Below are 25,963 nucleotides of genomic sequence, written 5' to 3'. Positions count from 1 at the left end.
GCTAGTCGCCGCGCGTGAGAAGGAACTGCATGACGTCGATGCGACCCGCATCGAATCCTGCCTCGCAGTAGCACAGATATAGCCGCCACATGCGTACGAATGCGTCGTCGAAGCCAAGCGTCAGGATTGCTCCGGTCTGGGCCTCGAAACGTTCACGCCATCGCCGAAGCGTTTCGGCATAGTCCTTGCCGAAGGCCAATACCTGACGGCTTGAAAACCCGGCTCGGCTGGCGGCTTGTGCAAATCTCTCCGGACTTGGCAGCATTCCGCCCGGAAAGATGTACTCGCGGATAAAGTCGCTGCCATACCGATACGCATCGAAGCGTGCATCGTCGATGGTGATCGATTGCACGACGGCCTGACCGCCCGGGCGAAGCCTGCGGCAGACCTGATCGAAGAAAACGGGCCAATAGGCCTGCCCCACCGCTTCAAACATCTCTATGGATACGACGGCGTCGTACTGGCCTTGCAGGTCGCGATAATCGCGCAATTCCGGCCTGACACGGTCGGTCATGCCCGCCTGCTCAATGCGGATCTGTGCCTGCGCCAATTGGGCGGCGGAAATCGTGACGCCGTGCACGTTCACGCCGCGTCTGGCCGCGTGCATGGCAAAGCCGCCCCAACCACACCCAATCTCAAGGACGTGCATCCCCGGCTGCAGCCCCAGCGTGTCGAAGATATGCGCGTACTTGGCTTCCTGTGCCTCTGCCAGGCGCCGTTCGTTGTGGCCGTCGAAGTACGCGGCGGAATAGCTCCACGTCTCGTCGAGCCACAGGGCATAGAAAGCATTGCCCAGATCGTAGTGCGCGTGGATATTGCGTCGGCTGCCGCGCCGTGTGTTCCTGCGGAAGAGCTGTCGCAGTTGATACCAGCGGCGGCCCAGCCATGCACCGTCAATGGCGCCTGACAAGACCGATTCGTTCTCAAGGGCCAGGCGAAGCACGGCGACCAGATCGGGGGTATCGATCCAGCCGGCACGATAGGCCTCGGCAAAACCGATGTCGCCGGCGCGCAGGATGGCCTCGCAGGCGCGCCAGTCTTGCAACGTCAGCCGAGCCCCCGGCGCTTCATGCGGATCGCCGTAAATCGCCTCCTCCCCGTCCGGCCGTAAGAGCACCAGATGGCCCACGGCCACGCGCTCGAGCGCGGCCAGGAACATCCGGGCAAATACGGACGTTCGTGACGGCAGCAGGGCTGGGATACAAGGTTGTAGCAGTGCACGTTGGTCAGGAAGGCGGGTCATATGAGCGGATATTGCCGGACAGGAGTGGGTGTTAGCCGACGGGAGGTACCGAAGGCGGGTGCTTGCCATGAAAGGGAACGGACATCCGCCACAATCGAAACGCCTGCCAGTGGATCCGCACGATGACGGCGATTGCCGCCCAGGGCTGCGTTGCCAAGGCCATCAGCATGCGCGGCAGGGTGAGCGGGAACTTGCGACCGCCTATCGAGGTGCGAAGCAACAGGCCACCGTCGTCGAAATAGTCAATGCCGGTATAGGCAGTGCTTTCCGTCTCGCGCACTTGAAACGCGTAGTGGCCCTGCATGGTGTTAAAGGGCGACACATGCAGAAGCTTGCGGGTCGCGAGCACTGTGCGCGCATGGATGGCACCGAGGTCCGGTGCCGTAACAAGATAAGCGTGATGATCGCCGAACGTGTTGTTCACTTCAGCGACAAGCGCCCGCAGTGCGCCAGCCTTGTCGTGGCAATACCAGAAGCTCACGGGATTGAAGGCATACCCGAAGATGCGGGGGGTGGTCTGCAACCAGATCGGTCCGTTATCGGGCAGCCCCAGGGCTGCCAGACGTGGGCGAATCCAATCGCTCAGGCTTGTGCCATCGCGCGGACCGTAGTCGCGCGTATGCAGGCTGAAAAGTCTCTGACGGTCCACCCCGAACCACCAGCGTTGGAAGGCTGGCAGCTGATCGATATCGACGCGCAGGCAAAAGACGGGGTAAACGAAGCGGTTCCGCGCCGGGCGCAGGCGGTCGTGCATGACGCGGCAGCGCAAGAGCAATGCAGGGGGCTTCATAGTTTTGACCAGGTCGGCAAGGCGCCAAAATCGCGAGCCACTCTCAGCGCCGATTTCAGGCCGTCTTCGTGAAAGCCGTAGCCTGTCCAGGCGCCGGCGTACCACGTCCGTCGTTTGCCTTGCAACGCGGGTAGTTGCCGCTGCGCTGCAATGGCAGCGAGGTCGAAGAGAGGATGCTCGTAGTGAAAGCGACGCAACTCCGTGCCGGGAGCCGGGTCCCGGTAGGCGTTGAGCGTCACCACGACGGGCGAGCGAAACGGCAGCGGTTGCAACTGGTTGAGAAGGTAGCTCACGCACACTGCACGCTCGGCATCGTCATGGCGGCGACCGAGGTAATTCCAGGCGGACCATACACGGGAGCGCCTGGGCAGCAGCGTTGCATCGGTGTGCAAGATAGCGACATTCGGGGCGTAGCGCACACTGCCAAGCACCGCTCGTTCATCTGGTGTCGCATCCGCCAGCATTCTGAGGGTATCCGGGGCGTGCGATGCGAGCACGATGGCATCGAACCGCGCAGAGCCTTCGTCGGTCATAACCGTCACGCCGGTTTCGTCCCGGCGTACCGCACGCACGGCAACGCCCAGCCGGATGTCGTCGAGATGCGCGGCGATGCGTCTGACATATTCGCGCGCGCCGCCAGCGACCGTGCGCCACTGCGGGCGGTTGCGAACTTGCAGAAGCGCGTGATTCAAGCAAAAGCGCAGGAAGGTGGCCGCCGGGAAGCGCAGGACGTCGGTTGTCGCGCACGACCAGATGGCGGAGGCCATGGGCAGCAGGTAATGGTGACGGAAGGGCTGTCCATATTGGCCGGCCGTCAACAGGTCACCCACTGAACAGCCGCTGCGCTCGGCGAACGTGAGATGGCGTTGGGCGGCACTGTTAAATCGCGCGATGTCGCGCAGCATGCCGAGAAAGGTTGGTGAAAAGGCGTTGCGTCGTTGGGCAAAGACGGTGCTCAAATTCGTGCCAGCCCATTCAAGACGTCCCTCATCGAGTGAGACCGCGAAAGACATATCGCTCGCATGAGACCGTACGCCAAGCGCCTCGAACATCCCTACCAGATTCGGGTAGGTGCGTTCGTTGAATACCAGGAAGCCGGTGTCTACCGGACAAAGGTGGCCATCAAGGGACACGTCCACTGTGTTGGAGTGACCGCCAAGATAGTTGCCCGCCTCGAAAAGCGTGACGGCGTGATCCCGTGCCAGCATCCAGGCGCTGGCCAAACCTGAGATCCCGGCGCCAACCACAGCAATTCGCCATCCCGTTTGAGTGACTGAAGAAGCGCTCACGAGCCACCTTCCTAGTTTTTTTGCAGTTATTGATGCGCCGTCTAACCGGGGTGCTACCATAGCCCTACTGTCTCGGAAAGAAGGTTACTGCATAGTAACGAAATTTACAAATGGGTATTCTGGGCAAGCTAAGCTTCAAGGACCAAACCTTCCGGTTGCGCGAGGACGCAATCCTGGATGCCACTACACGCATCCTGGCGGGGAAGGGGTTCGACCTGATGACGATGGACGACGTCGCGGGCGAGGTGGGAATTTCAAAGCCCATCCTCTACAAGCACTTCAAGTCAAAGGACGACCTTGTGGGGGCGGCAATGATTCGCTTGATCGACGGTGCGCTGGAATTTCTGGATGGATTGCCGAAAGAGCAAACTGCGGCGTTTCGCTTGCGTGCGCTCCTGGCGTGGGCGTTGCGAGTCCGCCTGGAGGGCGGATTGCCGTTCCTGCCTTCAACGAGCCCAAGCGTTCGCGATATGCTCACGCGCAATTTGCACTATGTGACGCGCGTGCTCAAGCTGAACGGCGTTCTGAAGGGGCTGGTGGGCGAAGCAAAGAAGGCAGGTGACTTGGACGCGGGGCTTCCCGATGACGTCATCCTTTTTTCCTATTACTCGCGTACGTGCGACCCGGCGGTCGACTACTTGCGCCTATATGGCAAGATGGACGACGAGCAAATCGTTTCCCATATGCTCGACGTGTGTTTTCATGGCATCGCCACGCGTCGATAATGCGGGTCGTCTCGCTTTCCACTGTGCCCTAAGCCGTTGCTTCTGCTTCGGCGCTTGACCGTCGTTCCAGTCGACGCCAGACGATTTGGGACGAGCGCCATTGGGCCAATCAAGAAAGCCGAACTAGGGTCGGCTCTTGTTCGAACAGCAGAGGCTCGTCAAATAATCTGCTGAGGGCATACCTATTTGTTGGGGAACCGGAAGCTCACAGCGATCTTGTACGCGCGATTTATTTCCGCCATTTTTTCTTCCGCGAGTTCTCTCAGTGCTGGCCCTAAATGCCCCACCCTGTCAGGATGGTAAAGAGACGCGAGCCTCCTATACGCTTGCTTTATTTCCTCTTCCGATGCGATCGGTGTGACGCCAAGCACCATCCAACACGACGAAGCCGGTGGGCTTCCACGTTTTAAACGGCGGCGTTTACTACGATGCCACACGCTAATCGCCGAAAATGCAAGGATGGACAGTCCGACGACGGCGTCGATAAGCCATGCAAAGGTTGGCGTGCCAAACATATGTGGATTGGAGGCCGCCTCAGATCCTCGTGGCGATGGTCCAGATGATAGTGAACCGTCTGCCCACCTATTTTGAGCAACCAAAACTCTCGCTGGATCGCTTGTATTTGCCGAGAAGCGTGGCGCGTCCATGATATCCCCCGAACTGCAAGTTTCCTGGCGTCGCATTGGCTCGGTCAGGGCCTGATCGCGTTGGTCCATGTCACTAACCTCTGCCACAGGCCGCAGATGTGTCCCCTTCTTGGCTTTTCGCGGACCTGGTCGTACGGCGGCCTGGCAAGGAAAATCACGAAACTCAGTTGAGCCATTTGGTTGGTGACAAGCATAGATATTGCCGGCAATGGCGGATTGACTCGACAAAGACACAGCAATCACAACTGACCATGACCCTGGCACGTGCTCCAGAGCCACGACGAGCAGAAGGTCTGTTATTCGCTTTAGCATGGCAGGCCGAATAGCAACACGTCACGTCGACTCGATGATTTGGCCATTGGCACGGATATGCCTCCTCGGGCCGCCTCGACTAACTAGTACGGAAAGATTCCGACCCGCAATTGCTCGTGATTTGTCCGGCAATACAACCGCGAATGTACGATAGCGAACGCTCGCAGCGGGTTGACCTACCCGACGGCGGCTTAGGGTCGGTCCGAGACCGGTCGCAGTTTCCTGAAGAGCGTTGCCCGAGGTTGGGAGAATCCTTCCGGACAAGGCAGGTTGCTTCTCCCGGTTCAGCGTGACACGAGGGAGCTTCCGCCCAACCGAGCAGGGAAAGTCTACGTCTGCAAAACCGCGACGCTTCGTGCGGTTCCGAACGCTCGTCGTGATGGGAAGCACCCTGTCAGTAGCGGGGCCAATAAGAGCGCGCTCAGAGACGCCAGTTTCGCGGAGCATCGCTGTGTCGATGGCTGGCCGCGTGGCGCTTGCGCCATGAGGTGCCGACGCTTGCAATGGAAAAGGCCTTGGGTGTCTCTGGCAGCGTCATTCTTTCCGAATCACGATGCGAATCTGAAACTGGCTCAGAGGATACTTGTGACCGGAAAATTGGTGTCCCGGATGCAACTGTGCTGCATCAGGCCAGCAACACCGCCGGATCACGTTTAATTTGTCGCACGCTCGACGCGTGACCAGATGGGAAATGGAGTTGCCCGAGACGGCCTTAGCCGCCGTGGCGGGGTGCAGCGATATTGCTCGAAAGTGTGCGCAGCGTAAAAGCGGGTGAGAAAAAGCGGGGCGGCGCATCACTCCACAATTGTCACACCGCATTCATTTGCAACACCTAGCAATGTCTGCAGGTCCACGGTGCCGGCGGGGACGGCTTCGTCGATTTGCGCAAACAGGCGTGACGCGTTGCCACCATGGCTCGTCACCGAGATCATTTCGCCGCCGCCTGGGCCGAACCGGAAGTAGTGGATGGTCTGGGCTGGCACATGGACAAATGTGCCAGGGCTCGCAGTCAGAACCTGTTTGCCGTATCCAATCTCTATCACCCCTTTGGTCACGTAAAACGATTCATCCCAATCGTGGCAATGAGGAGGGGGGCCGCTACCTTCCTGCCCTTGTTGCAGGAAGACTTCGTATCCCTGCGTGGCCGCACTGGACGCCAGGACCGTGATTTTTTCACCTACGACATTGAAGGCACGCGGATATGCCGCAGGAGTGACAGCAAACGGTTCCGGTTTCATGCTTGGCTCCCGTCAGGTTTCAATATCCCGGTCAGCGCGAGTCCGTGGGGGACATGTGCTGAGTGTAGGCGACGCATATTGCCAAGGACAGACGTGCCGCGCCTTGGGACGCCGATCGCGTGGCCCGCCCAGCGTCAAATCTGCGGACGACTGCGGTTATTCGGCTGTTCAAAGAACGACTCGTCATGGCCGTCCTCCGCCCCCCGGTCAGCGTGGTGTGCGGCTTGCCGGCATCGGAGGTGATGTCCGAGCCGGTTCCGGTTCCCGTATAGCCGCGCCCGGGCTTGCCGGCTTCCTACCTTAGCGGGGCTGCGGAGGGTGCGCTTCGGCCCTGTTTCGGGCCGACCGACTTACGACAAAATTTGTCAGAAGTTAATTTGCACGACTCAACCGTGCGCCGTGGCCGCCGGTCAGAACAGGCGGTCCAGCCAGCCGTGCGGGTCCGCCGCGCGGCCTTGCTGCAGGTCGACCAGTGCGCCCTTCAGGCGCGTCGTGATTTCGCCCGCCCCGCCGTCGCCAATGGTGAAGTTGTACGCGCGCCCCTTCACCTTGCCAATGGGCGTCACCACCGCCGCGGTGCCGCACGCAAACGCTTCGCGCAGGCGCCCGCTCTGTGCATCGGCCTGCCACTGGTCGATCGCGTACGGCTCTTCGCGCACGGTCAGGCCAAGGTCGCGTGCCAGGGTGATGAGCGAATCGCGTGTGATGCCGGGCAGGATCGTGCCGGTCAACGGTGGTGTCTGCAGGGTGCCGTCGTCGAAGACGAAAAAGACGTTCATGCCGCCCAGTTCCTCGATCCAGCGCCGCTCCACGGCGTCGAGGAAAACCACCTGGTCGCAGCCCTCGCGGGTGGCTTCCGCCTGCGCGAGAAGGCTCGCGGCATAGTTGCCGCCACACTTGGCCTCGCCGGTGCCACCGGGTGCGGCGCGCGTGTAGGTGTCCGACACCCACAAGGTGACCGCCGCCGAGGCGCCGCCCTTGAAGTACGCGCCCACCGGGCACGCGACCACGCAATACAGGTATTCGGCGGCAGGCTTGACGCCCAGCACCACTTCGGTGGCGATCATGAACGGGCGCAGGTACAGCGCCGAGCCTTGCCCGGAGGGAATCCACGCACGGTCCAGGCGGACCAGTTCCCGCACCGATTCCAGGAACAGCGCTTCGGGCAGCGCAGGCATCGCCAGGCGGCGGGCCGAGTTCTGGAAGCGGCGTGCGTTCGCATCGGGACGGAACAGCGCACCGCCGCCGTCCGGCAGCCGGTACGCCTTCAGCCCTTCAAAGATTTCCTGCGCGTAATGGAACACCAGGGTGGACGGATCGAACTGGATGGGGCCGTGCGGTCCGATCTTCGCGTCGTGCCAGCCCTTGCCCTCGGTGTAGCGGATGGTGGCCATGTGGTCGGTAAAGACGCGTCCAAACGCCGGGCTCTCCAGCAGGCGCTCGCGCTCGGCCGCCGGCAGGGGGCTCGCGCTCGGCGCAATCGACAGGTTGGATCCGACAGCGGTATTCATACAGTCTCCTAGGGATGCAGGGGGGGCGCCACGCGCCCAGACCCCGAATTTTGCGCCATGCGCGGTGTTTTGTGGTGAGAAACGACCATGTTACTGGCCCTTGTCCGTGGGCGGGACGTAGGCAATCCGCTCTTCCTCGTAAAGCCGATAAATCATTTCCAGCATTTCCTTGATGTCCCGCGATTCGTCCATGGCGCGCATGCTCATGATGATGGGCGACGTGAGCGTCGTGTCATCCAGCGCCATATAGCTCACGTCATCGCGCTTCAGCCCATAGACGCTGCTCGGCACGACCGAGATGCCTTCTCCGGCGGCCACGAGTCCCAATGCGATCTGCAACTCGCGCACCTCGTAGATGCGGCGCGGCGTGAGGGCGCGTTCCTGAAACGCCGATAGCACCTGGTCGGCATAGCTGGGTCTGGGCGCTTTGGGGAAGACGATCAGCGTTTCGTAGATCAGATCCCGAAGCGAAAGCACCGGTTTCGATACCGATAGCGAATGGCCGACCGGCAGCGCGACAATCATCTTCTCTTCGCGAAGCACGACGCGGCGGATGTTGGGGTCCTCATGCCGGATCCGGCCGAACCCGATATCGATCCGGCCGTCCTTTAGCGCGCGAAGCTGATCCATGGTCGACATCTCGTGCAGGCTCAGTTCGACCGACTTGTTCTCGTCCCGGAACCGCCGGATGATCTTCGGCAGCATGCCGTAAAGCGTGGAGCCCACAAAGCCGACCGAAAGGCTGCGCTCGATGCTTCCCACGCGCCGCGTCATCGATTCCAGCTCGTTCGTCTGGGCGATCAGATGCACCGCGTGGGAGTAGAAGAACTTGCCCGTCTCGGTGAGCTTGAGCGGCCGGGAGTTACGCTCGAACAACTGCACGCCCAAGGCTTCTTCGAGCTGCTGGATCTGGCGGCTGAGCGGCGGCTGCGCAATATGGAGCCGGCGTGCCGCGCGCGTGAAGTTCCGTTCTTCGGCCACCGCTACGAAATAGCGAAGATGCCGTAGCTCCATACAATACCTCCAGGATATAGCCCGATACTAAAACGGTGTTGGACTCCCCCGTTTTGCGCCTCTATTCTGCTTTTACGCTCAGTTTCGCCGCCAGATTATACCTTTCGAGTAGCTTCGGATTGGCTTGAAACGAGGGTTAACCCCACCAGAAAACACAGAAAGTCAGGAGCAGACATGAGTCCCAAAGTATTCGACACCAAGGAAGTGCAGGACCTGCTGAAGGCCGCTGCCAATCTGGGAAGCGACGCGGGCAATGCGCGCACCAGGCAGATCACGCACCGTCTGCTGAGCGACCTTTTCAAGGCCATCGACGACCTGGACATGACGCCCGACGAGATCTGGGCCGGCGTGAACTACTTCAACAAGCTTGGCGAGGACGGCGAGGCGGCGCTCCTGGCAGCCGGCCTTGGTCTCGAAAAGTATCTCGACATCCGCATGGATGCAGCGGACCGCGCGGCCGACATCCATGGCGGCACGCCGCGCACCATCGAAGGCCCGCTGTATGTCGCCGGCGCCCCGGTGCGCGACGGCGTCTCGCGGATCGACATCAATGCCGATGAGGCGGCGGGGCCGCTCGTCATCCGGGGCACGGTATCCGGCCCGGACGGCAAGCCCGTGGCCAATGCCGTGGTGGAATGCTGGCACGCCAATTCCAAGGGCTTCTATTCGCACTTCGATCCGACCGGCGCCCAGGACGACTTCAACCTTCGCGGCGCAGTGAGGACGGGCGTTGACGGCAAGTACGAATTCCGCACGCTGATGCCTGTCGGCTACGGCTGTCCGCCGCAAGGCGCGACGCAGCAACTGCTTGATGCACTGGGCCGCCACGGCAACCGCCCGGCACACGTGCACTTCTTCGTGACCAGCGACAAGTCGCGCAAGCTGACGACGCAGATCAACATCGAAGGCGATCCGCTGATCTGGGACGATTTTGCGTATGCAACCCGTGAAGAGCTGGTGCCGCACGTCGTCGAAAAGACCGGCGGCATTGCACTGGGCCTCAAGGCCGACGCGTACAAGGAAATCGCGTTCGACATTGCCCTGACGCCGCTGGTGCAAGGCAAGGACAACCAGCTCGTCAACCGCCTGCGTGCCGCCGCTACGGCGTAACCCCGCGCTGCGGCCTGGCTGACCAGGCCGCTCCCCCTTCCGCACGAATCCTCTGCACCAATGCCCGGCTTCGCCACGAAGCCGGCATAGGGAGACAACGCATGTCCGCAACCATCGACAAGGCACGACAACTGGACGATCTGCTGAGCAACGCCGTCCAGGACGACAAGGAGAACGGCGTGTTCCGCTGCCGCCGCGACATCTTCACCAACGCTGATCTGTACGAACTCGAGATGAAGCACATCTTCGAGGGCAACTGGGTGTACCTGGCCCACGAGAGCCAGGTCCCGAACGTCAACGACTACTACACCACCTGGATCGGCCGCCAGCCCATCGTCATCACGCGCGACAAGGCTGGGGAACTGCACGCGGTCATCAATGCCTGCGCGCACAAGGGCGCCATGCTCTGCCGGCGCAAGCACGGCAACAAAGGCAGCTTCACGTGTCCGTTTCACGGGTGGACGTTCTCCAATGCCGGCAAGCTGCTGAAGGTGAAGGACGAGAAAACCACCGAATATCCGGTGCAGTTCAACAAGGACGGCTCGCACGACCTGCGGAAGGTTGCGCGCTTCCAGAACTATCGTGGCTTCCTGTTCGGCAGCCTGAGCGCCGACGTGATGCCGCTGGAGGATTACCTCGGCGAGACCAGGATCATCATCGACCAGATCGTGTCGCAGGCACCGGAAGGGCTGGAAGTGCTGCGCGGCAATTCCTCCTACATCTACGACGGCAACTGGAAGATGCAGATGGAGAACGGTTGCGACGGCTATCACGTCAGCACCGTGCACTGGAACTACGCCGCAACGATGGGCCGGCGCAGGGTCGAGGGCACGAAGGCGGTGGATGCGAACGGCTGGAGCAAATCGGTCGCGGGCGTGTATGGCTTCGAACATGGCCACATCCTGCTGTGGACCAACACGATGAACCCAGAAGTTCGGCCGGTCCATCAGCATCGCGAAGAGATTGCGGCGCGCGTTGGCGAGGACAAGGCGCACTACATCGTCAACCAGACGCGGAACCTGTGCCTGTATCCGAACGTGTTCCTGATGGATCAGTTCAGCACCCAGATTCGCGTCGTCCGTCCGCTTGGCGTCGACAAGACCGAAGTCAGCATTTTCTGCTTCGCGCCGAAGGGCGAGAGCGCCGAAAGCCGCGCCATTCGCATTCGCCAGTACGAGGATTTCTTCAACGTGTCGGGCATGGGCACCAGCGATGACCTCGAAGAGTTCCGTGCCTGCCAGGCCGGTTACGCCGGCACGACGTCGATGTGGAACGACATGTCGCGCGGTGCGCCGTTGTGGGTGAACGGACCCGACGCGAACGCGAAGGGCATGGGGCTGAATCCGCGCATCTCGGGCGAGCGAAGCGAGGACGAAGGTCTCTTCGTGGTGCAGCACGAATACTGGATGCGGGTGATGCGCGAAGCCCTGCGCAAGGAACAGGCAGAGGCAGCGGTATGACGATCGACCATCAAACCATCTGCAATGCCCTGTACCGGGAGGCGCGCTTTCTGGATGACCGTCAGTGGGACGAATGGCTGGCGTGCTACGCGGACGACGTCACGTACTGGATGCCCGCCTGGGATGACGATGACAAGCTCACCGAAGATCCCCAGCGCGAGATTTCCCTGATGTACTACGCGGACCGTGGCGGCCTGGAAGACCGGGTGTTCCGTATCCGGACCGAGCGCAGCAGCGCATCGATGCCGGAGCCGCGCACGAGCCACAACGTCACCAACGTCGAAGTGCTGGCCGAACGTGATGACGAAATCGACGTTCGCTACAACTTCCACACGCTGAGCCACCGCTACAAGGTGACGGACCAGTACTTCGGCACGGTCTACCTCACCTTCCGCAAGGTGGGCGATCGCCTGCTGATTTCCAGCAAGAAGATCGCGCTCAAGAATGACTATATCCGCCAGGTGCTCGACGTCTACCACGTCTGAGCGCGCGGATCGGATCGAGACAGGACGCAGGAGGCAACATGTCCAGCTACAACATTGCACTGAATTTTGAAGACGGTGTCACCCGCTTCGTCGAATGCAAGGCCGGGGAAAAGGTCCTCGATGCCGCATTTCGCGCCAGGATCAATCTGCCGATGGATTGCTCCGACGGCGTGTGTGGCACCTGCAAGTGCCGCGCCGAGAGCGGCAGCTACGACCTGGGCGACGAATACATCGAAGACGCGCTGAGCGACGACGAGAAGGCGGGCGGGCTGGTCCTGACATGCCAGATGGTGCCGCAGAGCGACTGCGTCATCGCCGTCCCGGCATCGTCGGCGATGTGCAAGACGGGGCAAAGCAAATTCGCCGCGACGGTCACGAAGCTCGAACAGCACAACGACGCAGCCGTGGTGCTGGAACTGGACGTGGACAGCATTCCCCCGGTCTTCCTGGCTGGCCAGTACGTCAACATCGATGTTCCCGGTAGCGGCCAGCATCGGTCGTATTCGTTCTCGTCCCCGCCAGGCGCATCGAAGGTCAGCTTCCTGATCAAGAAGATACCCGGGGGCGTGATGAGCACCTGGCTGGAGTCGGCCCGCCCCGGGCACAAGGTGCAACTGACCGGCCCCCTGGGCAGCTTCTACCTCCGGGCCGTGGAACGTCCCTTGCTGTTTCTGGCGGGCGGCACGGGCCTGGCCCCTTTCCTGTCGATGCTCGAAGTGCTGGTTCACGCGAATTCGCAGCAGAAGGTGCACCTGATCTACGGCGTGACGCGAGACCTCGATCTGGTGCAGGTCGAGGCAATCGAATCCTACATCGACAGGTTGCCCAATTTCACGTTCAGCACCGTGGTCGCGGATGGGCAATCGAATCACCCGCGCAAGGGCTGGGTGACCCAGCATATGCCTGCGGAATGCCTGAATGGCGGCGATGTTGACGTGTACCTGTGCGGCCCCCCGCCGATGGTCGATGCCGTGCGCAAGTTCTTCGACGACAACGGCGTGAAGCCCGCCAGTTTCCACTACGAGAAGTTCACGCCCAACGCGGCGCCGGTGACGCCATGAGCGGCCGTCGATTCGAAGGCAAGGTGATGGTGGTCACCGGGGCTGCCCAGGGCATCGGGCGGGGCGTGGCACTGCGCGCTGCGGCGGAAGGTGCGAAGGTCCTGCTGGTCGATCGCGCCGACTTCGTCTCGGAGGTCGCGGCCGAGGCGGCGGGGGCTGACACGGCCGCCTTCATGGCTGACCTTGAGACCTACGAGGGGGCAGCCGCTGCGATGGATTTCGCGATAAAGGTATTCGGTCGCATCGACATCCTGATCAACGGCGTGGGCGGGGCGATCCGGATGCGGCCGTTTGCGCAATTCGAGCCCGCCCAGATCGATGCGGAGATTCGCCGTTCGCTCATGCCCACCTTGTACGGCTGCCACGCAGTCCTGCCGCATATGCTGGCGCAAGGCGGCGGCACGATCGTGAACGTCTCGTCGAACGCCACTCGTGGTATCCGCCGCGTGCCGTACTCGGCGGCGAAGGGCGGGGTGAATGCCCTGACACAGTCACTGGCCATGGAGTATGGCGAACACAATATTCGCGTGGTCGCGGCAGCGCCGGGCGGCACCCAGGCCCCGCCGCGACGCGTCCCCCGCAATGCGGCAGGAGACACCGAGCAAGAACGGCTCTGGATGGGTGAGGCGGTCAAGCAGGTCACCGAGTCGACCTTCTTCCGGCGATACGCAACGCTCGACGAGCAGATCTCGCCGATTCTCTTCCTCGCGTCCGATGAAGCCGGCTACATCACCGGTGCCGTGCTGCCGGTGGCAGGCGGCGACAACGGTTAGCTCCCGCCAGCATCAAAAAATGGTCATCGGCGTGGTGCCGCGCCTGTCCCCGCCGTGCCGTCGGCCGGCAGACTGAATCCGAATACCGCTCCCTTCGGACGGTTCGGCCACGCCTGCAATTTGCCGCCGTGGGCCTCCAGGATCGTGCGGCAGATCGACAGGCCCATGCCCATGCCTTCGGGCTTGGTCGTGTAGAACGCCTCGAACAGTTCGTCGGGATCGGGCGGCAGGCCAACGCCGACGTCATGCACGGTCACCAGCACCTCACCCGCCGGGTTGACCGCCGAACGGACCGTCAGCTCGCGCACATGCGCATCGATGCCGCGCATGGCCTCGATGGCATTGACGGCCAGGTTCAGGAACACCTGCTGAAGCTGAACCTTGTCGGCGGACACCATGGGCAGCGCCGGCAGCAGTTCGGTCCTGAGCATGACCCGGTGGCGCGTCAGCTCGCCGGCCAGAAGCGGCAGAGTCTCGGCGATCATCGCATTGAGGTCGATCCGTTGCGCCTGTGGTCCGGCCTTGCGCAACATGGCCCGCATGCCGACGATCACATCGCGCGCGCGCTGACCCTGCTGGACGATGCCGTGGAGCGATTCCACGGCCTCGGCGACGTTGGGTGTCTCGCGTTTGAGCCAGCGCAGGGCGACATTGGCTTCGATGGTCAGCGCGGCCACAGGTTGGCTCACCTCGTGTGCGATGGACGCCGTCAACGCGCTGAGCGTCATGACGCGGCTGACGTGCGCCAGTTCGGCCTGGGCCCGGTGCAACGCTTCGTCGGCTTCCCGGCGCTGCTCGCCAAGCCGGCTGTTCTCGATGGCGCTGGCCGCCTGGAACGCCAGCAGCTTGATCACCTCGATCCGTGCCGGCACGAACGCGCCCGGCGCCAGCCCGTTTTCCAGATACAGCACGCCCGTCAGCTTGCCCTGGTTCAGCAGCGGCAGGCACAGCATCGAGCGCGTCCGGCGCTGACGTATGTAAGGGTCGGCCGAAAAGGATGGCTGGGCCGCGGCATCGTCGATCACCACATGCTCGTGGCACTCCAGCACGTGCCGGACGATGGACAGCGGTAGCTCAGCGGCGTCGAGCGGCAAGTCCGTCAGCGCCACGGCGGTGGTGTCGTCGCGAACGGCAGCTTCGGCTGCCACGCGATGCCCCGTGCCGTGCGGCAGGATCAACAGCCCGCGTGATGCCCCCGCGTGCGCGATGGCCGTGCGCATCAGGGTGGCCAGCAACCGATCGAGGCGGGTTTCGCCGGATACCGCCTCGGAGATCGCCATGACCGTAGCCAGGTCCAGGTGTTGAAGCGGTGCGCCGATGGTGCCCATCAACGGCGTCGAAGCGGGAACGGCATTGGCATCGGCAGCCAGGGCGGGATGCTGCCGGTCGAGCTGCCAGACCTTGGCGTCGGCGCCCCAGTGCAGGTAGCCATGGCGCGCCTGTCGCAGATAGACCAGCGCCACGTTGTCGAGCCGCCGGCTCAGGTAGAAACGTGCCGCAAGCTCGTTGGCCAGCGCCTGCATGTGGATGAGGTCGCTGTCACGTGCCGATCCGATGGCGGCTTCGAAGCCACGCATCGCGTCGATGTCGCGCCCCTCCAGCCTGGCGATTTCCGCCTCGACCATCAGGGCCCGGTGCGCGAACGTGGCCGGACAGCGCCGGGCCCACTGGGCCAGCTGCCGATGGTGGCTGGCCAACACGGGAAGGTGGATGGCCAGGTCGTCCGCGACGGCGGGATTGCAGCATGTCGCGCGCGCCAGCGCCGCGTAGAAGTGATACTCGGCCTGTTCGAAATAGGCGGGAGACGTCCACAGCAGCGCGCGGGCCCGTTCGGCCGCATCCAGCGCCTGCGCCGCTTCGCCGGCCAGATAGCGCGCCTGCAGCTTGCGGATCCAGTACCAGCACGACGCAAGGCGCAGCCCCACGTCGCTGTCCAGCCGCGCCTCGAACGCTGCCTCGCTGAAATCCCTCGTGTCGAAGCGTCCGAACACGGGGGTTAGTCCGCGCAAGGTCCGCACCAGCTGGCGCTGCGCGGCAAGGCGGTCCGCCACCAGCGCGAAGCGCGGTCCCCACGCGAACACGCTGCCCGTATCCGCATCGTGCTGCACGCGCCCCAGCGGGTCGCCAACCGCCAGCGCGTGGGTCATCAGGTTGCTGTGGATGTAGGCGGCGTAGGTGAGGTCGCCGATCTGTGCCGTCAGCGCCAGCGCCTGGCGCAACAGGGCGCGTGCCACGCGCAGGGGTTGCGTCCAGTGCAGCAGGTTGCCGCCCGCCACCTGGTACACGCGGGCGCGCACCCGCTCGACGCCTTGCTGCTCGGCCACGGTCAGTGCCAGGCGCTGGAACGCGATGCCGGCCGTCCCGTCCGGCGCCGCCGCAGTGCGCAGCATCGCCAGCCATGCATAGGCCAGACACGATTCCTCGCTGTTCCCCAGCGAGATGCTCAGGTTGACCATGCGCAGGATGACCAGCGTGCGCAGGTGATCGTCGGTGTACCAGGCCGGCTGCAGCAGCGCTGTCAGCACGCGCATCGTGGCAAGCCCGCCGGTGTCCGTCATGGGCGGCAATGTGCTGAGGCTGGCGATGTCCCGGCCATCGAGCAGGCCTGTGAGCAACGCCTCTTCCTGCGCCACGACCGACGCAGCAGGCTGGGCGGTCCAGTCGATACCGGCGCGGCGCAGGTAGGCCAGGCCAATCGTCACGGCTTCCACGCGCCGCCCGCCCGTCAGCAGCAAGCCAAGCTGGAGTTGCGTGACAACCCCCAGCGCTGTCAGTGACGACGTGCGTGCAGCCAGCGCCGCCAGCCGCGGTTCGGCACGCGCGGAATCCCCGGTCAGGAATTCGCATTCGGCCATATGCCGCGTCAGCGAGAACGCGAGCGCTTCGCATCGCGCAAAGGCGTCGTCGCCAAGCAACGCGAGACCGGTTGAAAGATAGTGAAGCGCGGCGGTGTTGGCACAGGTGGACTTGGCGCGCAGCCCAGCGGCCAGGTTCAGTTCCGCGAGCCTGTCGCGTTCGTCCTGCGTGTCGATCTGGCTGGCCGCCCGGTTCCACTGGCCGACGATCGTAAAGACGTTGGCATCGATCTCTTCCGTTGGCGTGCGGTCCAGCAGCAGGCGGCCGAGGTGCAGATGGAACGCCTGCCGCTCCGGCTCGGGAATGCCCGCATAGGCGGCTTCGAGGATGCGGTCGTGCCGGAAGCGCAGCACGTGATCCTTGCGCGAGACCAGGCCCGCATGCACGGCTTCGCGGATCGCCGGGTCCAGTTCGCCGGGCTCGCGCGTCCAGGCGCGCGCCAGTGTTTCGACTGGGGTGTCGTTGCCCAGGCAGGCCAGAAGCTTCAGCGCCGCACGGGTCCGGGCGGATAGCCGGCCAATCCGCCCGACCATCAATGCCACGACATTGTCGGTGAAACCCTTTGCCGCAATCTGGTCAAGGTCCCAGGTCCAGCACGCTGCGTTGTGGTCGAAGCGCAGCAGGCCTTCGGTCGCCAGTTCGCTCAGGAACTGCGTGGCGAAGAACGGGTTGCCAGCCGTCTTCTCCATCACCAGGCGTGCCAGCGGCGCACTGGCCGTGGCGTCGCAATGGAGTGTTTCGGCAACGAGCCGATGCAGGTCCGATGCATCGAGACAGCCCAGTTCGATATGGGCCACGCTGGCACCATCGGCGCGCAACGCCCCGACGCAGTGCGTGACCGTGTGGCCATCGTCCACTTCCTGGCTGCGATAGGCGCAGACCACGAGCAGGTGCGTCGTGGCCGGATCGGTCAACAACTGGTGCAGCAGCGCCGTGGTTTCATTGTCGAGCCACTGGATGTCGTCGAAGCACAGCGTCAGCGGCCCGGCGGCACGTGCCAGGGCCGCCGTGAGGCAGTGCAAGGCGAGCTGCAGCCGTGGCCCGGCCTCGCGCGACTGCGTGTCGGGCACCCAAGGCACCGGACCCAGCATGGTTTCGAGTTCGGGCAGCAGCGATACCAGCAGCCCGGCGTTCGGTCCGAGGGCTTCGGTAATGACGGTGCGCCATGACGCCAAGTCGGCCGGATCGCGGGCCAGCCGTTCCTGGAGCAGGCCCCGCAGCGCCTGCGCCAGCGTGGCATAGGGCAGCCGCGCGCCGGCATCGGCCGGGCCCTCGGTCGAGGCATCGGCCGGGGCATCCGACTTGCCGGTGGCGCAAAGGCCGCCACGCCCGGCGACGGTTCGCGCGAACGACTGCATGACCGACGTCTTGCCGACGCCCGAATGCCCGGACACCATCACGATCTCGCTGCAGCCCGTGGCGGCAACGCGGTCGAAGGTATCCACCAGCGTTGCCACGGTCTGCTCGCGGCCATAGAGGTGTTCGCGCAGTGCGAAGACGTCCGAATGGTCGCCCTGGCCAAGCCCGAACGGCGCGATGTCGCCGTGCGCCTGCAGCGTCTGGCGACAGTGCCGCAGGTCGCGCAGCAGGCCGGCCGCTGTCTGGTAGCGTTCCCCGGGCGCCTTTGCCAGAAGCTTCATGACCAGATCCGACAGGATCGCGGGCACCGTGGCCACGCGGCTGGTCGGTGGCGCCGGCAAGCGCGCCAGGTGGGCGTGGACCCAGTCAAGGGGGTCCACGCCGGCGAAGGGAAGCGCCCCGGTCAGCATCTGGTAGAAAGTGATGCCGAGCGAATACAGGTCGCTGCGCGCGTCGATGGCCCGGTTCATCCGGCCGGTTTGCTCGGGCGCCATATAGGCAAGCGTGCCGGCGATTTCGCTGGCCTCAGGCAGCGGCTCGGCGCTGCGCGACGCCCGCGACGCGATGCCGAAGCCGATCAGCCAGGCGCGGGTGCGGTCCGCCGCCACCAGGAAGTGGGCCGGCTTCAGATCCTTGTGAATCAGGCCGCGCTGATGAAGCTTGCCAACGGCGCTGGCCATGGCGATGGCGATATCAAGGAACGCCGCTGCGGCCATCGGCGAGCCCAGCATCGGGGCGAGGGGCTCGCCGCCCGGGTCGTCAAGCAGCAGCACGGCGGTATCGCGCTCGCGCAGCAAGGTCAGCGGGCGGGCGGCCCAGTCCGCGTCGATGTCGTCGCGCAGCGCGTATTCGTGAACAAGGCGGTCGAGGGTGGCCGGTGTGCGATGCCCGTCGGCGGCCCAGACGCCGAGCGCGGGTGTCTTGCCGCCGTCCTCCCGCAAGAGCCAGCCGCGTCCGAACCGGCGGTCGCCTGCATCCCACGTGGAATCGAAACCGAGGCCGACACCGGCCCGGGGGAAGTACATGGAAGACATCGCTATGCTGACGAAGGGGCGGAGGTAACACCCGAGGATTCAAGAGGGGGGCGCTGCAGGCAGGCCAGATATTATCAAATAGCCGTGGGCGGCCAGGGGTATGATCTCGTCCGGAAAACCACCCGGTGACCTGACCTGGACCTCGGCGCATCGCGCGTTCCAGCCCTTCCCAGAAAAGCATGCGATTTGAACCTCCCGCGGCCACCGGACGCATCTTCACCCGGATCAGGCAGGCAGCGCCGGCCGGGCTGCGGATATTGCGTCGCACGATTGCCCGGCAAGCCGGGGTGCTGCTGGCTGCGGCATTCGTCACGGTTCATCCGGCGTGGGCCGCCTACCCCGAACAGCCGGTCACGATCATCGTGCCGTATCCGCCGGGCGGCCCGGCGGACCTGGTCGCGCGTCCGCTGGGCGCCGCATTGCAGAAGCGGCTTGGGACGCCAGTACTGCTGGAATACAAGCCGGGGGCAGGCGGACAGATTGCGCTGCGATATGTGCAGCGGGCCAGGAACGACGGCTATACCCTCGTGCTTGCCCTTGCCGCCTACGCCATCGGTCCGCTCGTCAGCCAGTCGGCCGGCTACGATCCCATCAAGGATTTCCAGCCGGTCTCGCTCGTGGCAAAGCAGCCGCTGGTGCTCTATGTCGGGCCGAATTCCCGGTTTCATTCGGTCGCCGACCTGATCCAGCGTGCAAAGTCGAATCCCGAGAGGGTGACCGTGGCGTCGTCGGGGTATGGCAATACCAGCCACCTGGCCATCGAGCTGCTTTCGCAGGCGGCCGGAATCCGGGTGATGCATGTCCCGTATCACGGCGGCGTCCAGTCCGTGGCGGCCGCCATGAGTGGCGATGTGGATGCCGTGTTCGCCGGTGCGGATAGCCTGAGATACGTCAGTTCGGGCAAATTGCGCGCGCTGGCCGTGGCCGCCGATGTCCGGCTGCCCATTGCTCCCGACACGCCCACCTTTGTCGAGGCCGGCGTGCGCAATATGTTCGTCACCGGCTGGTATGGCGTTCTGGCGCCGAAAGGCACCCCCGGGGACAGGATCGAGACCCTCGACCTCGCCATCCGCCAGGCGCTTGCGGAACTGACGCTCAACGAGATGCTGGCCGGCTACGGCTTCAAGGTGCTGCATGCCGGCCCGGCGGACTTCCAGACGTTTATCGAACAGGAGCTGGCGCGGTGGAAGCGGCTGATCGTGGACCGGCACATCGTCCCCGAGCAGATCGATGCCCCCGCGCAAAAGCCCACTGGCGGCACACGCCGGTAGCCGCGGGCGCCCCGGTTGGGCAGGCGGCGGCTATCGCCTTCGCCTGTGGAACCAGTTGTTACGCCCCAGTTCCTGTTCCACCACATGCATGTGGTGGCGTCCGATGGCGAGTGCTTCGCGCAATTCCCAAAGCAGATTCACGGAATTCAGTTCGTCCCGGTGGCGGTACTGGCAGAGCCGGACAATCTCGATCTGCCGCCGCACCAGTTGCCGGCAGCGGGTGACGTGTTGACGAGCGGTAGCAAGCTCTTTGAGGATGGATGAGGGATGCTGCATGATGGCCTCTGTACTCCTAAAGGTAGGCCTGCTGCGCTGCATCGGCAAGTGCTGATGATCGCCAGATACCGGCGCTTCCGCCCCTGGCGGCCGGGACGTGGGCGCCTGGCATGCGCCAACCCGCCGATCGCCTGGCCCGGCGGCGTATTTCCTGCGCCCGGGACGCTACAATGAGCCCCGATTGTGCCTTCGGATGCCTCGTCCAGCCGCTGCGACGAGTGTGGGATGGGAGGAATCATGGCGCGGAAGAAACTCAAGGAGAAGAAGGTGGGAAATCCGGCGGGCGCGGTAAAGAGTACGTTGCGTTTCCCTGTCGTTGGCATCGGCGCTTCCGCAGGCGGCCTGAGGGCCCTGCAGACGCTGTTCCAGCATGCGCCGGAACAGATGGACATGGCCTTCGTCGTGGTGCTGCACCTGGCGCCGGACCTCGAAAGCCAGGTCGCGGCCCTGATTCAGCGTGTCACGAACATGCCCGTCAGCGAAGTCCGTACCACGACGCCGATCCAGGAGAATCACATCTATGTGGTGGCGCCGGGCACCCATCTCGAGATGTCCGATGGCTGTCTCCGGGTCGTGGAACAGCCGAATACCTTTGGGCGGCCCTTTGCGATCGATCATTTCTTCCGTACCCTCGCCGATGCTCACGAGCGGCGGGCCATTGGTATCGTGCTGTCCGGCTCCGGGTCCGATGGCACGATCGGAATGGGCCGGATCCGCGAGGTCGGCGGCCTGACCCTGGCGCAGTCGCCGGACGACGCCGAACATCCGGAGATGCCGCGCGCCGCCATCCACGCGGGCTGGGTCGATATCGTATTGCCTGCGGCCGAGATGCCGCAGCGGCTCATGGAACTGTGGGAGAACATCCAGCGCATCGAGCCGCAGGATGCAGTGCTTGAAGACGACGACTTGCAGGAACCCGGCCAGTCGCCCAAGACGAGCGGGGAACGGGCGCTGTCCGAAATCCTGATGCATCTGCGTGTGCGCACGGGGCATGACTTCCGCTTCTACAAGCGCGCCACGGTGCTCCGTCGCATCGAGCGGCGCATGCAGTTCAATGGCCAGAGCGACCTGGCGGCCTATCGCGATTTCCTCCGGGCAACCCCGGACGAGGCCAGCGCGCTGCTGGGCGACATGCTGATCGGCGTGACGCAGTTCTTCCGGGATGGCGAGGCCTTCGAGTTTCTCGAACAGGAAATGATTCCGACGCTGTTCGACGGCAAGCTCAGCGACGACGATCAGGTGCGGGTGTGGGTGGCCGGCTGCGCCACTGGCGAGGAAGCGTATTCCATTTCGATCCTGCTGGCCCAGGCCCGCGAGACGGCGGCCTCGGCCCGACCCATCCAGGTGTTTGCGACCGATATCGACGTGGCGGCCATCGGCCGGGCGCGCACGGGGTCGTATCCGCTGTCCATCGCCAACGATGTCCCGCCGGCTCTCCTGCAGCGTTACTTCACCCGCGAGGGCGCGCACTACGCCATCAGCAAGGCGGTGCGCGAGCGCATCCTGTTCGCGCCGCACAGTCTGCTGCGCGATCCACCTTTCTCGCACCTGGATCTGATCTCTTGCCGAAACGTGCTCATCTATCTGGAACGTGCGGTCCAGCGGCAGATCCTGGAGCTGTTCCACTTCGCCCTTCGGCCCAACGGGCTGCTGTTCCTTGGGACGGCGGAATCGGCCGACGCCGCGGATGACCTGTTTGCGGTGGTGGACAAGAAGTGGCGGGTCTATCGCGCACGCGCGGTGTCGCAGCGCGCCAAGCCGCCGATTGGCTTCCCGGTCCTGACGCCGGCCGACACCAGCATGGCCGACGACCGGCCGGCCGTTACCATGCCGCTGCGTACCACGACCAGTTCGCCCCAGCGCAGTTTTTCGCTGACGGAGCTGCACCAGCGCGCGCTGGAGACGTATTCCCCGCCAAGCGTCATCATCGACCGCGAGTCGAACGTCGTTCACCTGTCCGACAATGCGGGCAGGTTCCTGCGGCATGTGGGGGGCGAACTGACCACGAACATCATGACGCTGGTGCTGCCCGAGCTGCGGCTCGACTTGCGCACGGCGATCTTCCGGGCGTTGCAGACCGGCACCAGCGTGGAGGCGCGCAAGGTCAAGTGGGATCATGACCCCGAAGTGTCGTGGATCAGCATGACGGTGCGGCCGTTTCACGACAAGGTTGCCAATGCCGACTTCCTGCTGGTCGTCTTCGATGAGGTGGCCGGTCACATGACCGAAGAGGAGCTGGCCGCCGCTTCCGGGCAGGACCCGGTCCTGGCGCAGCTCGAACTGGAACTGCAGCACAGCAGGGAGCAGCTGGCGACGATCATCGAGCAGTACGAGACGTCGGTGGAGGAGCTGAAGGCATCCAACGAGGAGTTGCAGGCCATCAACGAGGAACTGCGTTCGACCAGCGAAGAGCTTGAAAGCAGCAAGGAAGAACTGCAGTCGGTCAATGAAGAGCTGACCACGGCGAATGCCGAGATGCAGGCGCGGATCGAGGATACGGCCAAGGCCAACGATGACCTGCATAACATCATTGCCTCCAGCGAGATCGCCACGGTCTTTGTCGACAAGGAAATCCGGATCAAGCGGTTTACGCCGAACGCGACCGCCATTTTCAACCTGATCGACTCCGATCTTGGCCGCTCTCTGTTCCACATCACGCATACGCTGCGCTATCCGACCCTGGTCGATGACGTGAGGCAGTCGTTCCAGTCGCTGAGGCTGACCGAGCGGGAGATCCAGAGCGAGGCGGGGCGGTGGTATCTGATGCGGCTCCTGCCCTATCGCACGGCGGACGACCATATCGACGGGGCGGTGATCACGCTGATCGATGTGACGGATCGCCATCAGGCCGAGGAAGCCGCCCGTGCGGGGGCGCAGCGGCTGCGGCTGGTGGCGCAGTCCACCAAGGACTACGCCATCATCATCCAGGACCGCGAAGGGCTGATCGTCAGCTGGAACGCCGGGGCGGAGCGGATCTTCGGCTATACGGAAGACGAGCTCATCGGCAAGAGCGTGGAGGCAATCTACGAGGTCAACGATCGGCAGACATCGGTGCCCGCCCATGAGCGGGACACGGCCATGAAGGAAGGTCGGGCGGACGACGAGCGGTGGTATCGCACGAAGGACGGCCGACGGATTTACTGCAGCGGCGTGGTCACCCCCATCACGGACACATCGTTCAGCGGCTTCGCCAAGATTGTGCGCGACCTCACGGCCCGCAAGCTCCATGAGGATGCGAGCCGCGATGCGCTGGCCAAGGAGCAGGCCGCGCGCGAGCAGGCGCTCAATGCCAGCCAGCTCAAGGACGAGTTCATTGCCGTGCTTTCGCACGAACTGAAGCACCCGCTCAACCTGATTGGCGTCAAGGCGGAAATGCTTCCGCGACTGCCCGAGGTGCGCAATGTCGCCGCGGTCCGCGAAGCGGCCGGCGCCATCCGCCAGGCCGTGCGCAGCCAGGCGCAGATTATCGACGATCTGCTCGATCTTTCGCGCGTGCAGACCGGCAAGCTGGCCCTGGACGTGTCGCGCGTCGATCTGTCGGCGATGCTGGTGGACGTTGCGCGGACCTGCGAGCAGGATGTCGGCGACCGCGGCATCACCATGCGGCTGGCGCTGCCGGATCGTCCGGCCATCGCCCTGGTGGACCGCGTGCGCTGCGAGCAGATCATCTGGAACCTCGTCTCCAATGCCTTGAAGTTCTCGGAGGCGAATGGGCAGATCGATCTGCGGCTGTCTCGGGAAGGCGGGATGCTGCGTATCGAGGTGAGCGACAACGGTCAGGGCATCGATGCCGCCCTGCTGCCGTACGTGTTCGACATGTACCGGCAAGGCGGTCGCGACAGGGCGAAGGGCGGGCTCGGCATTGGTCTGGCGCTGGTGAAGCAGCTTGCCCGGATGCACGGTGGCAGGGTGACCGCCAGATCGGAAGGCCCCGGCCACGGTACGACCATGACGGTATGGCTGCCCGCCGCGCCCGCCGATAACGCATCGGACCCGGACGCCGCGGACGGCATGCAGAGCATTGCCGGCCTGCGGATTCTCCTGGTGGAAGGCGACCGGGACACGTCCGCCGCACTCGCCGAGCTCCTGGAAGTGGAAGGGGCAACCGTGAGCGTGGCAACGTCCGGTGCCGAGGCGCTGGAGATCCTGGCCGACGTGCCGATCGACGCCATCGTCTCGGATATCGGGCTGGCCGATATGGACGGCTACGCGCTCATGCGCAATATCCGCCAGGACGCCCGATGGGCGAATATCTGGTCGGTGGCCCTGACCGGACGCGATCACAAGGAGGATGCCAGAGCCGCCCGGGAAGCCGGATACAACAAGCATCTTGCCAAGCCGCTCGACTTCCAGGAATTGCTCGGCGCGCTGAGCGATCTGGTGCCCCGGCAGGACGGCGCCAAGCCCGACTGAGACGGCCGGCACAAGCCTTCCGCGCCTGTTGTGCCACGGGTGCGGAACTTGCTTTTCCCGTAAAAAGGAAAAGCCATGCGCAGAGATATTGTCGTTGTAGCTGCATCCCGGGGCGCACTTCCGGTCCTCAAGACGCTCGTCGAAGGCCTGACCAGGGACCTGGAGCTTGTCATGCTTGTGGTGCTGCACATTGGACGGCACCGCAGCATCCTGCCGGAACTGCTGTCGAAGTGGGGCTGCTTCCCGGCGCACCACCCCCAGCACGGCGAAGCAATTCAACACGGCAGAATTTACGTGGCGCCGCCGGATCGACACATGGTCGTGCGTGGCGACACCGTGTGCCTGCTGGAGACGGCACCGGAGAATTTCTGCCGGCCAGCCGCCGATCCGCTGTTCCGGTCGGCCAGCGCACAATACAAGGAGCGTGTGGTCGGCATTGTGATGAGCGGCGAACTCGACGACGGTGCGGCGGGCCTTGCGGCGATCGAGGCACGCGGCGGCTATCGGATCGTCCAGGATCCGGACGATTGCGAGGCGTCCTCCATGCCTCGCAGCGCAATCGCCGCGGCGGGGGCCGACGCCATTGTCGGGCAGGATGGGCTCGCCGATGCGCTGCGGGCTGCCGTCAACGGGGCGGCACGGCAAAAGGAGTCAATCATGAGCAACCTGACAGACCTGGATCGCGAGGAGCGGATTGGGGACAGCGGCGTTGCGGAACCCCGGCAACTGGACGCTATCGCGGATCGCTCGGCACTGACTTGCCCGACATGTCACGGCGTGCTGTGGCGGTTGCGGGACGATCGGCCATTGCGATACCGCTGTCACACGGGCCACGCCTTCTCCGCGCTGTCGCTCGACGCCGCGAACGCCCAGGAGACTGCCGATGCAATCTGGGGGGCGCTTCGGGCCGTCCATGAACGGATCATATTCGCCCAGGAACGGCAGCAATGGGCCAGGCGCGTGGGCAACCACACCGACGTGGCGATCGAACAGTCACGCATAGACGAGAACGAGAAACTCGCCGAGCTGTTGCGCGCGGCCGCCGGCACGCGCATGAGCTGAACGCGACACGCAACGCGTCAGCGGCTTGCAGCCA

18 protein-coding genes are annotated in these 25,963 nt (G+C 64.0%); 9 read left to right on the top strand and 9 right to left on the bottom strand.

Going from position 1 to position 25,963, the window contains the following annotated elements:
- Window position 1: 1 nt before the first annotated feature.
- The 3 genes from AC3FJ6_RS22710 to AC3FJ6_RS22700 form a co-directional block, all read right to left on the bottom strand.
- Window positions 2-1,159, bottom strand: a complete 1,158-nt coding sequence (locus AC3FJ6_RS22710) for a class I SAM-dependent methyltransferase (protein ID WP_488773850.1) — start codon at window positions 1,157-1,159, stop codon at window positions 2-4.
- A gap of 115 nt (window positions 1,160-1,274) precedes the next feature.
- Window positions 1,275-2,033 carry a DUF1365 domain-containing protein gene (locus AC3FJ6_RS22705; protein WP_488773849.1) on the bottom strand — a complete coding sequence of 253 codons (759 nt, stop codon included), beginning with the start codon at window positions 2,031-2,033 and terminating at the stop codon, window positions 1,275-1,277.
- On the bottom strand, window positions 2,030-3,322 hold the full coding sequence (locus tag AC3FJ6_RS22700) for an NAD(P)/FAD-dependent oxidoreductase (protein ID WP_488773848.1): 1,293 nt from the start codon (window positions 3,320-3,322) through the stop codon (window positions 2,030-2,032). Before AC3FJ6_RS22700 ends, AC3FJ6_RS22705 begins: the two co-directional genes overlap by 4 nt.
- Window positions 3,323-3,432: 110 nt before the next feature.
- Between AC3FJ6_RS22700 and AC3FJ6_RS22695 the strand changes: the two genes are divergently transcribed.
- Window positions 3,433-4,047 carry a TetR/AcrR family transcriptional regulator gene (locus tag AC3FJ6_RS22695; protein ID WP_488773847.1) on the top strand — a complete coding sequence of 205 codons (615 nt, stop codon included), beginning with the start codon at window positions 3,433-3,435 and terminating at the stop codon, window positions 4,045-4,047.
- Between the two features lie 182 nt (window positions 4,048-4,229).
- Here the strand turns inward: AC3FJ6_RS22695 and AC3FJ6_RS22690 are convergent, their stop codons facing one another.
- From AC3FJ6_RS22690 to AC3FJ6_RS22675, 4 genes are all read right to left on the bottom strand, one after another.
- A complete protein-coding gene (locus AC3FJ6_RS22690; protein ID WP_488773871.1) occupies window positions 4,230-4,421 on the bottom strand; it encodes a J domain-containing protein in 192 nt (63 codons plus the stop codon).
- Between the two features lie 1,379 nt (window positions 4,422-5,800).
- Window positions 5,801-6,244 carry a cupin domain-containing protein gene (locus AC3FJ6_RS22685; protein WP_488773846.1) on the bottom strand — a complete coding sequence of 148 codons (444 nt, stop codon included), beginning with the start codon at window positions 6,242-6,244 and terminating at the stop codon, window positions 5,801-5,803.
- 410 nt (window positions 6,245-6,654) lie between these two features.
- The gene (locus AC3FJ6_RS22680) at window positions 6,655-7,755 is read right to left on the bottom strand and encodes a branched-chain amino acid aminotransferase (RefSeq protein WP_488773845.1); all 1,101 of its coding nucleotides are present in this window, start codon (window positions 7,753-7,755) and stop codon (window positions 6,655-6,657) included.
- A gap of 90 nt (window positions 7,756-7,845) precedes the next feature.
- Window positions 7,846-8,769: a LysR family transcriptional regulator gene (locus tag AC3FJ6_RS22675; protein ID WP_488773844.1), complete on the bottom strand. Its 924-nt coding sequence runs from the start codon at window positions 8,767-8,769 to the stop codon at window positions 7,846-7,848.
- 174 nt (window positions 8,770-8,943) lie between these two features.
- Here AC3FJ6_RS22675 and catA point away from each other — a divergent pair, with 174 nt between their 5' ends.
- The 5 genes from catA (at window position 8,944) to benD (ending at window position 13,658) form a co-directional block, all read left to right on the top strand.
- Window positions 8,944-9,879, top strand: a complete 936-nt coding sequence (catA, locus tag AC3FJ6_RS22670) for a catechol 1,2-dioxygenase (RefSeq protein WP_488773843.1) — start codon at window positions 8,944-8,946, stop codon at window positions 9,877-9,879.
- A gap of 101 nt (window positions 9,880-9,980) precedes the next feature.
- Complete coding sequence (locus AC3FJ6_RS22665; RefSeq protein ID WP_488773842.1) at window positions 9,981-11,339, top strand: SRPBCC family protein; 1,359 nt, start codon at window positions 9,981-9,983, stop codon at window positions 11,337-11,339.
- Window positions 11,336-11,824 (top strand): benzoate 1,2-dioxygenase small subunit, encoded by a 489-nt coding sequence (gene benB, locus AC3FJ6_RS22660; RefSeq protein ID WP_153947017.1) that lies wholly within the window; start codon window positions 11,336-11,338, stop codon window positions 11,822-11,824. Before AC3FJ6_RS22665 ends, benB begins: the two co-directional genes overlap by 4 nt.
- 38 nt (window positions 11,825-11,862) lie before the next feature.
- Window positions 11,863-12,885 carry a benzoate 1,2-dioxygenase electron transfer component BenC gene (gene benC / locus AC3FJ6_RS22655; RefSeq protein WP_488773841.1) on the top strand — a complete coding sequence of 341 codons (1,023 nt, stop codon included), beginning with the start codon at window positions 11,863-11,865 and terminating at the stop codon, window positions 12,883-12,885.
- Window positions 12,882-13,658 (top strand): benzoate diol dehydrogenase BenD, encoded by a 777-nt coding sequence (benD, locus tag AC3FJ6_RS22650; RefSeq protein WP_488773840.1) that lies wholly within the window; start codon window positions 12,882-12,884, stop codon window positions 13,656-13,658. The genes benC and benD overlap by 4 nt, the downstream gene beginning before the upstream one ends.
- A gap of 23 nt (window positions 13,659-13,681) precedes the next feature.
- Here benD and AC3FJ6_RS22645 read toward each other — a convergent pair whose 3' ends face one another.
- A complete protein-coding gene (locus tag AC3FJ6_RS22645) occupies window positions 13,682-18,898 on the bottom strand; it encodes a trifunctional serine/threonine-protein kinase/ATP-binding protein/sensor histidine kinase (protein ID WP_488773839.1) in 5,217 nt (1,738 codons plus the stop codon).
- Window positions 18,899-19,194: 296 nt separating this feature from the next.
- On the opposite strand from AC3FJ6_RS22645, the gene AC3FJ6_RS22640 reads away from it, so the two are divergent.
- On the top strand, window positions 19,195-20,178 hold the full coding sequence (locus AC3FJ6_RS22640) for a Bug family tripartite tricarboxylate transporter substrate binding protein (RefSeq protein ID WP_488773838.1): 984 nt from the start codon (window positions 19,195-19,197) through the stop codon (window positions 20,176-20,178).
- Window positions 20,179-20,208: 30 nt separating this feature from the next.
- Here AC3FJ6_RS22640 and AC3FJ6_RS22635 read toward each other — a convergent pair whose 3' ends face one another.
- A complete protein-coding gene (locus tag AC3FJ6_RS22635) occupies window positions 20,209-20,454 on the bottom strand; it encodes a hypothetical protein (protein ID WP_488773837.1) in 246 nt (81 codons plus the stop codon).
- Between the two features lie 237 nt (window positions 20,455-20,691).
- Between AC3FJ6_RS22635 and AC3FJ6_RS22630 the strand changes: the two genes are divergently transcribed.
- The gene (locus AC3FJ6_RS22630) at window positions 20,692-24,867 is read left to right on the top strand and encodes a chemotaxis protein CheB (protein WP_488773836.1); all 4,176 of its coding nucleotides are present in this window, start codon (window positions 20,692-20,694) and stop codon (window positions 24,865-24,867) included.
- A gap of 75 nt (window positions 24,868-24,942) precedes the next feature.
- Window positions 24,943-25,929: a chemotaxis protein CheB gene (locus AC3FJ6_RS22625; RefSeq protein WP_488773835.1), complete on the top strand. Its 987-nt coding sequence runs from the start codon at window positions 24,943-24,945 to the stop codon at window positions 25,927-25,929.
- Window positions 25,930-25,963 lie beyond the last annotated feature (34 nt).

The sequence above is a fragment of the Cupriavidus sp. 94F1 genome (assembly GCF_057798875.1).
Note: the sequence above shows the minus strand (reverse complement) of the source record. Positions and strands in the feature narration are given on the sequence as shown.

What these genes read in the sequence shown, in the direction of transcription:
- AC3FJ6_RS22710 (WP_488773850.1), bottom strand. Translation starts at nt 1,159, where the DNA reads ATGTTCCTGGCCGCGCTCGAGCGCGTGGCCGTGGGCCATCTGGTGCTC.
- AC3FJ6_RS22705 (WP_488773849.1), bottom strand. Translation starts at nt 2,033, where the DNA reads ATGAAGCCCCCTGCATTGCTCTTGCGCTGCCGCGTCATGCACGACCGC.
- AC3FJ6_RS22695 (WP_488773847.1), top strand. Translation starts at nt 3,433, where the DNA reads ATGGGTATTCTGGGCAAGCTAAGCTTCAAGGACCAAACCTTCCGGTTG.
- AC3FJ6_RS22690 (WP_488773871.1), bottom strand. Translation starts at nt 4,421, where the DNA reads ATGGTGCTTGGCGTCACACCGATCGCATCGGAAGAGGAAATAAAGCAA.
- AC3FJ6_RS22685 (WP_488773846.1), bottom strand. Translation starts at nt 6,244, where the DNA reads ATGAAACCGGAACCGTTTGCTGTCACTCCTGCGGCATATCCGCGTGCC.
- AC3FJ6_RS22680 (WP_488773845.1), bottom strand. Translation starts at nt 7,755, where the DNA reads ATGAATACCGCTGTCGGATCCAACCTGTCGATTGCGCCGAGCGCGAGC.
- AC3FJ6_RS22675 (WP_488773844.1), bottom strand. Translation starts at nt 8,769, where the DNA reads ATGGAGCTACGGCATCTTCGCTATTTCGTAGCGGTGGCCGAAGAACGG.
- catA (WP_488773843.1), top strand. Translation starts at nt 8,944, where the DNA reads ATGAGTCCCAAAGTATTCGACACCAAGGAAGTGCAGGACCTGCTGAAG.
- AC3FJ6_RS22665 (WP_488773842.1), top strand. Translation starts at nt 9,981, where the DNA reads ATGTCCGCAACCATCGACAAGGCACGACAACTGGACGATCTGCTGAGC.
- benB (WP_153947017.1), top strand. Translation starts at nt 11,336, where the DNA reads ATGACGATCGACCATCAAACCATCTGCAATGCCCTGTACCGGGAGGCG.
- benC (WP_488773841.1), top strand. Translation starts at nt 11,863, where the DNA reads ATGTCCAGCTACAACATTGCACTGAATTTTGAAGACGGTGTCACCCGC.
- benD (WP_488773840.1), top strand. Translation starts at nt 12,882, where the DNA reads ATGAGCGGCCGTCGATTCGAAGGCAAGGTGATGGTGGTCACCGGGGCT.
- AC3FJ6_RS22645 (WP_488773839.1), bottom strand. Translation starts at nt 18,898, where the DNA reads ATGTACTTCCCCCGGGCCGGTGTCGGCCTCGGTTTCGATTCCACGTGG.
- AC3FJ6_RS22635 (WP_488773837.1), bottom strand. Translation starts at nt 20,454, where the DNA reads ATGCAGCATCCCTCATCCATCCTCAAAGAGCTTGCTACCGCTCGTCAA.
- AC3FJ6_RS22630 (WP_488773836.1), top strand. Translation starts at nt 20,692, where the DNA reads ATGGCGCGGAAGAAACTCAAGGAGAAGAAGGTGGGAAATCCGGCGGGC.
- AC3FJ6_RS22625 (WP_488773835.1), top strand. Translation starts at nt 24,943, where the DNA reads ATGCGCAGAGATATTGTCGTTGTAGCTGCATCCCGGGGCGCACTTCCG.